10 protein-coding genes and 1 pseudogene are annotated in these 11,435 nt (G+C 62.8%); 6 read left to right on the forward strand and 5 right to left on the reverse strand.

What is annotated here, in order from left to right:
• Both AC0L3D_RS34805 and AC0L3D_RS34810 read left to right on the forward strand, forming a co-directional pair.
• A pseudogene (locus AC0L3D_RS34805) lies at positions 1-162 on the forward strand (FAD-dependent oxidoreductase); the annotation flags it as partial.
• 214 nt (positions 163-376) lie between these two features.
• The gene (locus AC0L3D_RS34810; protein WP_473647343.1) at positions 377-787 is read left to right on the forward strand and encodes a hypothetical protein; all 411 of its coding nucleotides are present in this window, start codon (positions 377-379) and stop codon (positions 785-787) included.
• Positions 788-918: 131 nt separating this feature from the next.
• Here the strand turns inward: AC0L3D_RS34810 and AC0L3D_RS34815 are convergent, their stop codons facing one another.
• Both AC0L3D_RS34815 and AC0L3D_RS34820 read right to left on the reverse strand, forming a co-directional pair.
• Complete coding sequence (locus tag AC0L3D_RS34815; RefSeq protein ID WP_473628667.1) at positions 919-3,003, reverse strand: GAF domain-containing sensor histidine kinase; 2,085 nt, start codon at positions 3,001-3,003, stop codon at positions 919-921.
• A gap of 51 nt (positions 3,004-3,054) precedes the next feature.
• Positions 3,055-3,834: a response regulator gene (locus tag AC0L3D_RS34820; protein WP_063830524.1), complete on the reverse strand. Its 780-nt coding sequence runs from the start codon at positions 3,832-3,834 to the stop codon at positions 3,055-3,057.
• A 47-nt stretch (positions 3,835-3,881) separates the two neighbouring features.
• On the opposite strand from AC0L3D_RS34820, the gene AC0L3D_RS34825 reads away from it, so the two are divergent.
• Positions 3,882-4,568 (forward strand): response regulator transcription factor, encoded by a 687-nt coding sequence (locus AC0L3D_RS34825; protein WP_023797129.1) that lies wholly within the window; start codon positions 3,882-3,884, stop codon positions 4,566-4,568.
• 39 nt (positions 4,569-4,607) lie between these two features.
• Here AC0L3D_RS34825 and AC0L3D_RS34830 read toward each other — a convergent pair whose 3' ends face one another.
• Positions 4,608-4,775 carry a hypothetical protein gene (locus AC0L3D_RS34830; protein WP_023797130.1) on the reverse strand — a complete coding sequence of 56 codons (168 nt, stop codon included), beginning with the start codon at positions 4,773-4,775 and terminating at the stop codon, positions 4,608-4,610.
• A gap of 579 nt (positions 4,776-5,354) precedes the next feature.
• On the opposite strand from AC0L3D_RS34830, the gene AC0L3D_RS34835 reads away from it, so the two are divergent.
• A complete protein-coding gene (locus tag AC0L3D_RS34835; RefSeq protein WP_027153453.1) occupies positions 5,355-5,828 on the forward strand; it encodes a L,D-transpeptidase in 474 nt (157 codons plus the stop codon).
• A 67-nt stretch (positions 5,829-5,895) separates the two neighbouring features.
• Here AC0L3D_RS34835 and AC0L3D_RS34840 read toward each other — a convergent pair whose 3' ends face one another.
• Both AC0L3D_RS34840 and AC0L3D_RS34845 read right to left on the reverse strand, forming a co-directional pair.
• Complete coding sequence (locus AC0L3D_RS34840) at positions 5,896-8,979, reverse strand: efflux RND transporter permease subunit (protein ID WP_287066559.1); 3,084 nt, start codon at positions 8,977-8,979, stop codon at positions 5,896-5,898.
• Positions 8,976-10,241, reverse strand: coding sequence for an efflux RND transporter periplasmic adaptor subunit (locus AC0L3D_RS34845; protein WP_473479747.1), 1,266 nt, complete (start codon positions 10,239-10,241; stop codon positions 8,976-8,978). Before AC0L3D_RS34845 ends, AC0L3D_RS34840 begins: the two co-directional genes overlap by 4 nt.
• Positions 10,242-10,392: 151 nt before the next feature.
• On the opposite strand from AC0L3D_RS34845, the gene AC0L3D_RS34850 reads away from it, so the two are divergent.
• Complete coding sequence (locus AC0L3D_RS34850) at positions 10,393-10,929, forward strand: TetR/AcrR family transcriptional regulator (protein WP_473647344.1); 537 nt, start codon at positions 10,393-10,395, stop codon at positions 10,927-10,929.
• 141 nt (positions 10,930-11,070) lie between these two features.
• Positions 11,071-11,340 (forward strand): hypothetical protein, encoded by a 270-nt coding sequence (locus tag AC0L3D_RS34855; RefSeq protein ID WP_128168768.1) that lies wholly within the window; start codon positions 11,071-11,073, stop codon positions 11,338-11,340.
• The last annotated feature ends 95 nt before the right edge of the window (positions 11,341-11,435 follow it).

Raw genomic sequence — 11,435 nt, forward strand, 5'->3', positions numbered from 1 at the left:
GGCCGAACAAACCATCCTGGCCGGCGCGCCGCCGGTGTATTTCGCATCCTCGGAATTGTCGCCGTTGTTTCCGGGCTATGTCGAAGGCGCAATCGTGGCTGGGCGCATTGCGGCACGGAAAATCCTCAGGGAATTTAATCCGCAGTAATCACTAGCGCCTCATGGTGCAGGCGAGGGCGTCTCAAGGTGGCGACCGGACGTCGCCGGGCCAGAGCGGCGGCGCGATTTGATCCCGCGCCCCTGCGATGACCGGATGTGCCCGCCGAAATCCCGTTTCAAAGCTGTTACACGGTCAGTTTGCGTGCGTCGTTCGTCCGTTACAAGGTGCGACTAAGTTCGTTTCAACAAAAAAAGAAGATCGACGAAGGGAAGCGCGATGTATACGAAAATCCGGACTGCCTGCAATGACCGCCGTCTGCAAGCGCTGAAGGGCAAGGATCGGCGGCCGAAGCTGGCGCTGCGCCAGCGCGCCAAGGACCATCCGATGGCGCTGTTCGTGGTGCTGGGCGCCGCCGCGTTCGCCGGCATGGCGTTCGCGCCGACTGTTGGTCCCGCCTTTGCTTCACTGAACCCGCCGGCAAACATCGTCAAGGGCGCGCCGACCACGACCAAGACCGCGCGGCTGCCGATGCCGGAGATCGATTTTGTCTGCAAGGGGCAGGCCTGGGGCGCCGAGAGTGCGGAGTGCCTGCGCGTCATTGCCGAGCAATCCGGCATTCACAAGGCCCGCGCGGTTCGCGTGATCGCCAATGCCGCGCCGCTGACCGATACGCCGAACGTTTTTTGATGCCCGAGCGACCCCTCCAGCGCTCCAGGCAGGCTCCCGCCGCATCCTCGGCCGGGAGTCTTTTTTCTCTGGAAAGCCCCTTTGTTGAGCATCGGATTTTTTCAAAAACCGATTTCAACCAGTCCGAAGTCCTAGCTGCCCAATGCGGCCTGCTCGGCGATGGCCGACAGCACCCCGCGCACGTCCAGCGTGCTGAACGGCTTTTCCAGGATCTGCGGCCGCTGCGGCGCCGGCAATGCCTCGATTTCGGCTTTCGCGCCGATCAGGTCGCCGGTGACCAGAACGAAGCGCCGCGCCAGATCAGGCTTTTCGGCGAGCAGTTCGCGATAGATCGATATGCCGCTGGTGCCGGGCATGCGCAGATCGGAAAAGACGATGTCCGGCGGCATATGGCCCGACAAGGTCGCGGCGGCTGACGCCCAGCTCGGCACGATCCGCGACTTGATGCCCATCAACTCCAGAATGTCGGACAGCGAGGCGGCGACATCCGGCTCGTCGTCGATGATCAGGGCGTGGCGCAATCCGCTCGAGCGCGACGGGTTTTCGCCGGCGGCGGCCGCGCCGCCGGCGATCGCCGGCAACTGGACAACGAAACGGGCGCCTCTCGGCAGAACTTCCTCGAACCAGACATTGCCATTGTGCCGTTCGATGATCGATTTCGAAATCGACAGGCCGATGCCGGTGCCGACGCCGACCGGCTTGGTGGTGAAATACGATTCGAAGATGCGAGAGCGTATCGCTTCCGGCACGCCCGGCCCGTTGTCCTCGACCGAGAAACAGGGATTGCCGCGATCGCTGCGAAACGTGCGAACCTTGATCAGCCGGTCGCCGCCGATGCCGGCCAGAGCGTGCTGGCTGTTGATGAGGAAGTTGGCGGCAACTTGCGTCACATGGTCGGCGTCGGCCATGGCCAGCAGCGGGCCGCTGGCGAAATCGGTATCGATGATGATGCCGGTCGACCTGGCGCCGTAGGCGGTCACTTCGAGTGCCGCGCGGACCACCTGGTTGAGGTCGGTCTCGGCCTGCGACGCCGGATGCAGGCGGACCATCGAGAGGAAGCTCTTGACGATGCGGCCGCAGCGCTCTGCGGCGGCGCGCACCTTTTCGGCGCGCACCTTGGTCTGCGGGTCTGAAGCGAACTCGTGCAACAAAGTCGATTGGGCGACGACCACGGCAAGCGGGTTGTTGAGCTCGTGTGACACGCCGGCAAGCAGCGAGCCCATCGCCGCCATCTTCTCGTTCTGGTGCAGCTTTTCGCGCTGGCGGCCGATCTCCTCCTCGGCACGCAATTTGTCGCGGAGGTCGCGGATCGAGCCGAAGATCAGACGGCGGTCGGCGACCCGCATCTCGGTTGCCGTCAATTCGATCGGAAAGACCTCGCCGGCAGCATTCTGGGTGACGGTCTCGATCCGCTGCCCGACCATCGGCGCGCGGCGGCCCGACATGTATTCGGCGCCCGACACATAGCCCTTGCGATAATAGTCCGGAACGACGGTGTCGAGCAGGTCCTTGCCGAGGATGTCGCTGCGCTGGTAGCCGAACATCTTTTCGGCGGCCGGATTGAACTCGATGATCGAACCGGTCTCGTCGATGACGATGATCGCGTCGAGCGAGGCCTGCAGCATGGTGCGGCGGATGACTTCGCTGGCGTGGGCATCGGAAAGCGATCGTTCGATGGCGTCGCCGATGGCCAGCGCCACGATGTGCAGCGTCGCCACTTCCTCGTCGGTCCATTCGCGCTCGTTCACGCAGTCGTTGACCGCCAGCGTGCCCCACAGATGGCCATGCGCAAAGACCGACACCGACAGGAACGACTTGATGTGCTGCTTTTCGAAGTCGGTTCTCAGAAAGCCTTCGAGGTCGCGCGTGTGTCCCGCGAAGATCTTGCCTTGCCGCTCGTCCTCCGCCAACCGTTCCAGCAGTGGGTCCGAATTCACAACCGACTGCATGATCACCGTCGGCGATGCCAGCTCGCCACCATATCGGGGGTCGATCCAGTAGGCCGCCACCGATTGGGCAAAGCCTTGGCCGGGCAGTTCGCGCAGCCGAAACAGGATGCCGCGCTGGCAATCCATGGCCCCGCACAGCGTTTCAAGGATGCTGCCCATCTCGCGCTGCCAGTCGCCAGCTTCGTGAAGCCGGCGAACGATGTGAACAGCGGCCATCGCCGCGCCCTGCCTGACGCCGTGCCTATCGCTGCGTGCTTCAGCCGTCATGGTCAGCCGTCATTTCACAGTCGTGCCACCGAGAGTGGTTGGTCGCGCCGCTCAGTTGCCTTCGCCGGTCGGCAGCGAGAAGATATAGCCTTCGCCGCGGACTGTGCGCAGGAATTTCGGATTGGCCGGGTCCGCCTCGATCTTCTTCCTCAGCCTCATGATGCGGATATCGACTGCACGTGAGGATTCAGGATCTTCCGCGAAGCCGATCGCCTCGGAGATCGCCGCACGCGTCAGCAAGCGGTTGGCACGCGTCAGGAAGACCTCCAGCACGTCGAACTCGCTCTTGGCCAGGTCGATGACCGTCCCATTGGTGCCGGTGACGAACCGACCGTCGAGATCGGCATGGAAAGGTCCGAAGCTCATGGAACGGCGGTTGGCAGTTGTTTCGGCCTTGGCGGCCTGCGGCTCGGCCGGCTGCGGCACGCGGCGCAGCACGCTGCGGACCCGCGCCAGCACCTCGCGCAATTCGTAGGGCTTGACGATGTAGTCGTCGGCACCGAGTTCCAGCCCGACGATGCGGTCGAGCGCGGTGCCGGCGGCAGTGGCATAGATGATGCCGATCGGCGTTTTCGAGCGCATCCAGCGGCCAAGCGACAGGCCGTCCTCGCCCGGCATGGCGATGTCGAGGATGGCCAGGTGAAACGACTGCGTTTCCAGCAAGGTTCGCGCAGCGCTGGCACTCTCGGCCGTAGCGACATCGTAGCCGCTGGCGTCGAGATACTCGGCAACCGCGTCCCTCAGATCCGGCTCGTCCTCGACGACGACAATTCGTGCCCGCACGATGCTCTCGCTCCCACTTTCAGCGGAAAGTAGATTGGGTATAAACATCATGTCCAGCACTCATCTTGGGTTGCCGGGTTGCAGGGTAGAAAAAAATGGCTGCACGATCCATCATCGCGCTTGTTTCCGTCGCCGAAGTGGTCGCAACCGATCTGGCCGACCATCTCGAACGGCGCGGTCATGACGTTCGCGCAGTACGGCAGCCGTGGGAGGCCGAATCCTTGCTTTCCGGAAACGGCATCGATGTCGTTGTCGTCGGCGACAGCCTCAGCCAGGCGGAAGGTCGTGATCTGCTCAAGCGCCATGGCGGCGAGGGCGGGCCGGATTTCATCCTGATCTGCCGGCCGGCCGATCTCGTCGACAAGGTGCTGGCGCTCGAACTCGGCGCCGCCGACGTCGTCGAGAGCCCGCTCAACGTCAGGGAACTCGCCGCACGTATCGGCGGCTTGCTGGCACGGCGCGGCCGGAACGCCGGGGAATTGGTCGTGCTGGAGAACGCGACGGTCGACCTCCGGTCGGCCATGGTCATGCATCGCTCCGGCACGGAAGAACAGTTGTCGCCGGGTCAGGTGGCGCTGCTCAGATTGTTCCTGGCCAGTCCGCGCAAGGTCTTGACGCGCGACGATATCATTGCCGCCGCGCCCGCCGAAAATGCCGATGCCTTCGATCGCTCGATCGATTCGCGCATCGTGCGACTGCGCCGCAAGCTCGACACCGAAACCATCACCACCATACGGGGTGCGGGCTACCGGTTCGATCCGCCGACGCAGTTCGCCGACTGAGGCCGCGGCCCTCACCGTACTGTCCACAGGCCCAGACGCTCAGCGCACCACGAGAAGCGACGGACCTGACGGCATTTCGCTGGCCGCGACGAATTCGCTGGCATGGGCACGATCCCTGAGAAGCACGGTGGCGAGGCCGGCAAAGCCGAGCAGGCCCTGTGCGTAGAGCAGTGCGGAAAGTACCGAAGCTGCAAATTTCGTGTTCATCGTTTTCGTCCCCCAAATTTGGTTTCAGGTTCGCTTCAGGGAAAACCCCGAAGTGCCCGCGCCGCCATCGGAGCCCCCCGTTGCGGCGCGGGCCTTCGGTCCTCTCGGCTGCAAGTTGCCGGAGGTGCCGCGCATCTTCTTCAGCCCAAAACCGACCCGCCAGAGGGCCTTGAGCCGGTTATGCGCAGGCTGGAGACGATCCAGACCGTGGCGAAAACAGTGCGGCATGCAAATCAACACTGCGGCTATGCTTATCCTGAACAGCCAGGAGATCGCGTTAGACTGCATGTTCATCTTCGTTTGTGCCGGCTGTTTTCGTTGGGTCAACTCTGCGGGCGGCCTGTATCCAGATCATGCCGCTCGAGTCCGCGCTTTGTTGCCGATTGGTTTCGAGCCAAGTCAAATTTCTCCTTGGTTTCACCCCTGCAAATGCCTCGGATGGGCCTCCCGGCCGTTAACCAGAGGAAACAGTTTCGAAACAGAAACGTCGGCCGTGCGAAATCAATTCGAAACGTGACCCAACGACAAGCCCAGTCATCGAATTGGAGCCGGGCCATACCCGGCAGACAGGGGGATATCATGTACACTGCCATTTCCGCCAAGCTCATCAACATCGCCGCCGCCGTCACCGCGGGCACGGTTCTTCTGTTCGGCGCCGGCAACGGCGTTGCCGATGCTGCCAATCGGGCCGCCAATCAGATCGTGGCGCGGATTTCGCTTTCGCAGCAGACGATGGAAGTCCTCGTCGACGGCCGGCCGACCTTCGCGTGGAAAGTCTCGACCGGCGGTAGGGGGCATCTCACCCCGACCGGGTCGTTCAAGCCGACCCGCATGCACCAGATGTGGTACTCGAGGAAATATGACAACGCGCCGATGCCGCATTCGGTCTTCTTCAAGGGTGGCTACGCCGTGCATGCGACCAATTTCGTCAGGCGCCTCGGCCAGCCGGCCTCGCATGGCTGCGTGCGGCTGCATCCGGACAACGCCGCCGACTTCTACCAGCTTGTCGAGATGTTCGGTCCGACCAACACCAGGATCGTCATCGTCAAATAGATAAAGAAGGCGATTCGGACATCACTGCCCAAGAAAAAAGGCCGGAAGTTTCCGGCCTTTTTGTCAATCAATCAACCGGCACCGGCATCAGCTTCGGGTCCGGCTTCTCGGCGTGATGCGGCAGGTCCTTGCTGGCGATGAAGGTGTAGAACATCGGCACCACGAACAGGGTGAACATGGTTCCCACCAGAATGCCGGTGAAGATCACCAGGCCCATCGAATAGCGCGCTGCGGCGCCAGCGCCGCTGGAAATGATCAGCGGCACCACGCCGAGCGCCATCGCCGCCGTCGTCATCAGGATCGGTCTTAGCCGCACCCTGGCCGAGGCGACGATCGCATCGCGCCGCCGCATCCCGTGGAGCTCGCGCTGCTGGTTGGCGAATTCGACCAGAAGAATGCCGTGTTTGGTGATCAGGCCGATCAGCGTGATCAGCCCGACCTGCGTGTAGATGTTGAGCGTTCCCAGCCCCAGATTGAGCGGCACGATTGCGCCGAAGATCGACAGCGGCACCGACATCATGATGATCAACGGATCGCGGAAGCTTTCGAACTGCGCCGCCAGCACCAGATAGATGACGAGAACAGCTGCCGCGAAGGCGATGATGATCGTGTAGCCCTGTTCCTTCTCCTGTCGCGACTGGCCGGTATAGTCGATGAAGAACGTGTCGGGCAGGCTTTCTCTGGCGATGTCCTCGATGGTCCTCAGCCCGTCGCCGGTGGTCAGCGTGGGCAATGGCAGAGCGGAAATCGTCGCGGAGTTCAACTGGTTGAACTGCTCGATCACGGCCGGCGAGGCGTTGGTCGAGATCTTCACCACCGCCGAGAGCGGCACCATCTCGCCCGACGCGCTGCGCACGAAATACTCGGCCAGCTTTTCAGGGTTGTCGCGGAAGTTCTGCGGCACCTGCGGAATGATGTCGTAGCTGTTGGACTCGCGGTCGAATTGCGCCACCTCGGCGCCACCGACCAAAAGGGTCAGCGTCCGGCCGATGTCGGCGATCGGCAGGTTGAGCGCCGCGGCGCGGTCGCGGTCGATCGTCACCGTCACTTGCGGCGCATCGAAGGACATCGAATTCTGCACGGCGAGGAAGCGACCGGAGGCCTGCGCCTTGTTCTTGATGTCCTCGGCCGCCTCGAACACCTGGGAGGCATCGCCGGTCGAGCGCACCACCATGGTGACCGGCAGGCCGCCGCCGGAGCCGGGCAGCGTCGGTGGGGCGAAGACGAAAGCCTCGACGCCCGCCACCTTGGTAAGGCGGGCGGTGATGTCTTCCTGAAGCTCCTTCGAGCTGCGCTCGCGCTCGGCCCAGTCCTTGAATGCGAAGCCGACGAAGGCGCTGTTCGTCGGGCCCTGAAAGGCGACGGCGGAGAACCGCGCCCTGGTTTCGGGAATATCATTCATCAGCCCGAGAATCTGGTTCACATAGGTCTCGGTGTAGTCCGACGTCGCGTAGCGCGGCGCGTTCACAAGAGACAGCAAGAAGCCCTGGTCTTCTTCCGGCGCCAGTTCGCCGGCGGTCTTGGTGAACATGAAGCCGGTAGTGGCGACCAGTGCGATGACGATCATCAGCGTCACCGGACGATATTTTAGCGAGCCGCTGACCAGCCGCTCATAGACGTTTTCGACGCGCCTGAACGTGTTGTCGACAATGCGCTGGAAGCGGCTGTGCGAGCCGGCCCGCAGGATGCGTGCCGACATCATCGGCGTGACGGTGAGGGCGACGACGCCCGAAAGCACCACTGAGCCGGCAAGCGTCACCGCGAATTCGCGAAACAGTGCGCCGGTCAGGCCGCCGGTGAAGGCCAGCGGCGCGAACACGGCGGCCAGCGTTATCGTCATGGCGATGACGGCGGACGAGATCTCCCGCATGCCGTTGAAGGCCGCCTGCATCGGCGACAAACCGTCTTCCTCCATGTGGCGGTGGATGTTTTCCACCACCACGATGGCATCGTCGACGACGAGGCCGATCGCCAGCACCATGGCCAGCAACGACAAGAGATTGATCGAATAGCCCAGCGTAAACAACAGGAAGCAGACGCCGATCAGCGACAGCGGAATGGTCACGATCGGCATCAGCACCGAGCGGAACGAGCCGAGGAAGAGCAGGATGACGACGATGACGATGGCGACCGCTTCGCCGATGGTCTTGAACACCTCCTCGATCGAAGCGCTGATCTGCTCGGTCGAATCGTACACGATCTCGATCGTCATGCCTTGCGGCAGCGTCTCCTGGATCGTCGGCACGATTTCGTGGATCGCCTCCGCTGTCGTCAGCGGATTGGCGGCCGGCGTCGGGAAGATGGCGAGAAAGATGCCGGGCTTGCCGTTGAAAGTAACCCTGGTGTCGGTGTTCGCCGCGGCGAGCTCGACGCGCGCCACGTCGCGCAGCCTCACCACATTGCCGTCTGTGGAACGAAGCGGAAGAGCGGCGAAAGCCTCCGGCGTCTGCAGCGTCGAGCGGACGGTGATCGAGGAGGCGACGTACTCGTTTTCGGTATTGCCGGGTGCTGAGAGGAAATTCGATGCGTTGATGGCGGTCAGCACGTCCGACGCCGTCACGCCGCGCGCCGCCAGTTTGATCGGGTCGATCCAGACGCGCATCGAATATTCGGCGGCCCCGAAAATCTGCACGTCGGCGACACCCTCGACCGTCGACATGCGCGGCCGCACGACGCGCTCGATATATTCGGTGAGCTGTTCCGGCGTCATGTTCGGATTCTGCATCGAGATATACATCATCGCGAACTGCTCGCCGGTGCCCTTGACGATCACCGGGTCTTCGGACTCGTCCGGCAGGTCGCCGCGCACGCTTTGTACCTTCGACAAGACTTCGTTCAGCGCGACGTCGGGGTTGGACCCGAGTTTCATCTGCACCGTCACGGTGCTTGAGGACGGCCGGCTCGCCGACGTGACGTAATCGATGTTTTCGGTCGAGGCGACGGCACGGGCGATCGGCGCGGAAATGAACCCCTGGATCAGGTCGGCGCTGGCGCCGGGATAGGCTGTGGTGATCGTGATGGCCGTTTCTTCGACTTCCGGATACTGCCGGATCGAGAGGCTGAAGATGCCCTGGAAACCCAGAAGCAGGATCATCAAGGCGAGCACGGTCGAAAGGACCGGACGGCGAATGAAGATGTCGGAGAAGCTCATTTCTGGGCTGCCTGCTGGTTTGCCGGCTTGGTCGGATCGATGGTGTTGTCGACGGCAACGGACATGCCGTTGGAAAGGCGGTTCTGGCCGGCGGTAACGACTTCGTCGCCGGGCGCGATGCCATCCAGGATCTCAACCAGGCCGGCATTACGGCGGCCTGGCTTGACGAACACCTGGGCAAGCACGAGCTGCGGCTTCTGTTCTTCCGCCGTCGGTTCGGCCGGCGCAGCAGCCGATTGTTCCTCGGGTTTTGCCGCGGGCGCTTCAGTCGCGGGCTTCGCACTATCCGTGGTCGGCTTTTCTTCCGCGTTGGCCGCGGCGGCAGGGGCGGCGCCATTGGCTGCGGCTGGCTTCGCTGGACGCACCACAAAGACGAAGTCACCGTAGAGGCTGGAGGTCAGCGCGGTCTGCGGCACCGTCAGCACGTTGTTTTCCTCGGGCAGTTCGACGCGCACCTGCACGAACTGGCCAGGGGTCAGCTTGCCTTCGGGGTTGGCGACCTCGGCCCTGACCGTCACCAGCCGGCTGGTCGGATCGATCTTCGGGTCGATACCGCGGATGGTGCCGGCGAACGGCAGCTCGCCGTCACCAATGCCCAGCCGCACCGTCTGGCCGATCTTCAGCAGCGGAAGCTGCTGTTCGGGAACCGAGAAATCGGCCCGCATCGTCTCCAGATCCTGCAGGGTCGCTACGGAAGTGCCGGGTGAGAGATACTGGCCGAGGTCGATCCTGGGGATACCGACGGTGCCGCCGAACGGCGCTGTCAGCAGCTTCTGCTTGAGCACCGCCTGCAGCCTGTTGACCCGCGAAGCGGAAGCCAATGCGGCTGCCCGCGCCGTATCGAGCGTCGATTCCGAGCCGACATCGCGTTTCTGCAATTCAAGGGCGCGTGTCAACGCCGTCTGGTCGAGCGCTGCTTGCGCCTTCGTCGCATCGAGATCGGCGCGTTCGGCGGCATCGTCGAGCTGAAGGAGACTCGCGTTGGCTTCAACCTTCTGATTGGCGTGAAAAAGGATGTCCTTGACGATGCCGGCGGTTTCGACGGTCAGGTCGACGCCGCGGACCGCGCTGACAGTGCCGATCGCCTCGACGCCCGGCCTCCACTCCGTCGGCTTGACGATTGTCGTCGACACGGTCGCGGCCGGCGGTTTCATCGTGGCGAAGAACTGCTGCATTGCATTGTCGCGGAACAAATTGAAGCCGACGATGCCGCCGCAGACCAGCACGAGCAGAATGAAGGCAATGATAAAACGCTTGATCACGAACAGTCCCCTTGGCCATGGCCCGGCACAACAGTCGGATGACCCAAACACATATCTGTGACTGGTCCCGATATCAAATGACGGCGACCTTACTGTACCGTCTGGACGGTCTTGTCAATTCCGCGTAGGCTAATGTATGGGGGAACGATTGATGAAAGCCCGCAGAGCAAATTCGCGTGATAAAATTCTCGCCGCCGCCGTTGATGTGGCACGCGAGACAGGGCCCGGCAGCCTGTCGCTGGACGCCGTCGCCAGCCGGGCCGGGGTGTCGAAAGGCGGCTTGCTGTACAATTTCCCGACCAAGGCGAAACTGATGCAGGCGCTGGTTGAGGATTATCTGCGCGCCTTCGAGCAGGCGCTGGACGCCGCCCGCACTGCCGGCGTCAGCGGCGAGAGCCCGCTTGCGACCTACATCAAGCTTTCGGCCGAACATGCCGCGGAATCGAAACCGTCAGCTTCCTGGATATTTTCGGCGATCGCCGAGGACCCCGATTTCCTGACGCCGATAAAAGCGTTCAGGCGGCAGGTTTTCGATCGGCTCAAGGGAGAGACGCCGGACCTCAAGGCGCTGTTGGTCTGCTACCTCGCCATCGAAGGACTTCGCAGCATGAATCTCTTCGATTCGGACGTCCTCTCACAGGACGAACGTCGGTTGCTGGTATCGTCCTTGCTGGAGATCGCGGGGTAGATTGCCGCGCAGTGCCGCAGGATAAACCTATTGTGACAGGTCATATGGTTGAGCTTGGTCCGGCCAGGGTGAGGGAACTTTTGTTCGCCTCGCGATTTTGGATGTATGGTGAGAAACCGAACGGCCGGAAGGGGATTTCCGATGACAACAAAACGTTTTGCGATCCGCGCCCTCGTTTTCGCGATGGGCTGCAGCATGTCCGCCTCGGCCTTCGCTGGAGATCGCGACCAACGGGCTGATCCCGAGCGCTACGTTCCCGCCGAAGGCAACATCATCGACATTCTGTTCGGCGGCCCGCGCTATTATGACCGGCAGTTGATCACGACTGCCGCAGGAGCCTGCTCCTACCACAGGGTCGGACCCGACGCGAATGCGTTGAACAAGATCAACGATCACCATTGCGGGAAGTAGGCGGCAGGCTGCGCGCCCGCTAAGCTCAGTCGGGCGATGCAGCGGCGCAGAATGAAGACTGCAGCGATCCTTGGCGCCCCCCTCTGTCCTGCCGG

The organism is Mesorhizobium sp. WSM4837, from assembly GCF_055811435.1.

What these genes read in the sequence shown, in the direction of transcription:
- AC0L3D_RS34810 (WP_473647343.1), top strand. Translation starts at nt 377, where the DNA reads ATGTATACGAAAATCCGGACTGCCTGCAATGACCGCCGTCTGCAAGCG.
- AC0L3D_RS34815 (WP_473628667.1), bottom strand. Translation starts at nt 3,003, where the DNA reads ATGACGGCTGAAGCACGCAGCGATAGGCACGGCGTCAGGCAGGGCGCG.
- AC0L3D_RS34820 (WP_063830524.1), bottom strand. Translation starts at nt 3,834, where the DNA reads ATGTTTATACCCAATCTACTTTCCGCTGAAAGTGGGAGCGAGAGCATC.
- AC0L3D_RS34825 (WP_023797129.1), top strand. Translation starts at nt 3,882, where the DNA reads ATGGCTGCACGATCCATCATCGCGCTTGTTTCCGTCGCCGAAGTGGTC.
- AC0L3D_RS34830 (WP_023797130.1), bottom strand. Translation starts at nt 4,775, where the DNA reads ATGAACACGAAATTTGCAGCTTCGGTACTTTCCGCACTGCTCTACGCA.
- AC0L3D_RS34835 (WP_027153453.1), top strand. Translation starts at nt 5,355, where the DNA reads ATGTACACTGCCATTTCCGCCAAGCTCATCAACATCGCCGCCGCCGTC.
- AC0L3D_RS34840 (WP_287066559.1), bottom strand. Translation starts at nt 8,979, where the DNA reads ATGAGCTTCTCCGACATCTTCATTCGCCGTCCGGTCCTTTCGACCGTG.
- AC0L3D_RS34850 (WP_473647344.1), top strand. Translation starts at nt 10,393, where the DNA reads ATGAAAGCCCGCAGAGCAAATTCGCGTGATAAAATTCTCGCCGCCGCC.
- AC0L3D_RS34855 (WP_128168768.1), top strand. Translation starts at nt 11,071, where the DNA reads ATGACAACAAAACGTTTTGCGATCCGCGCCCTCGTTTTCGCGATGGGC.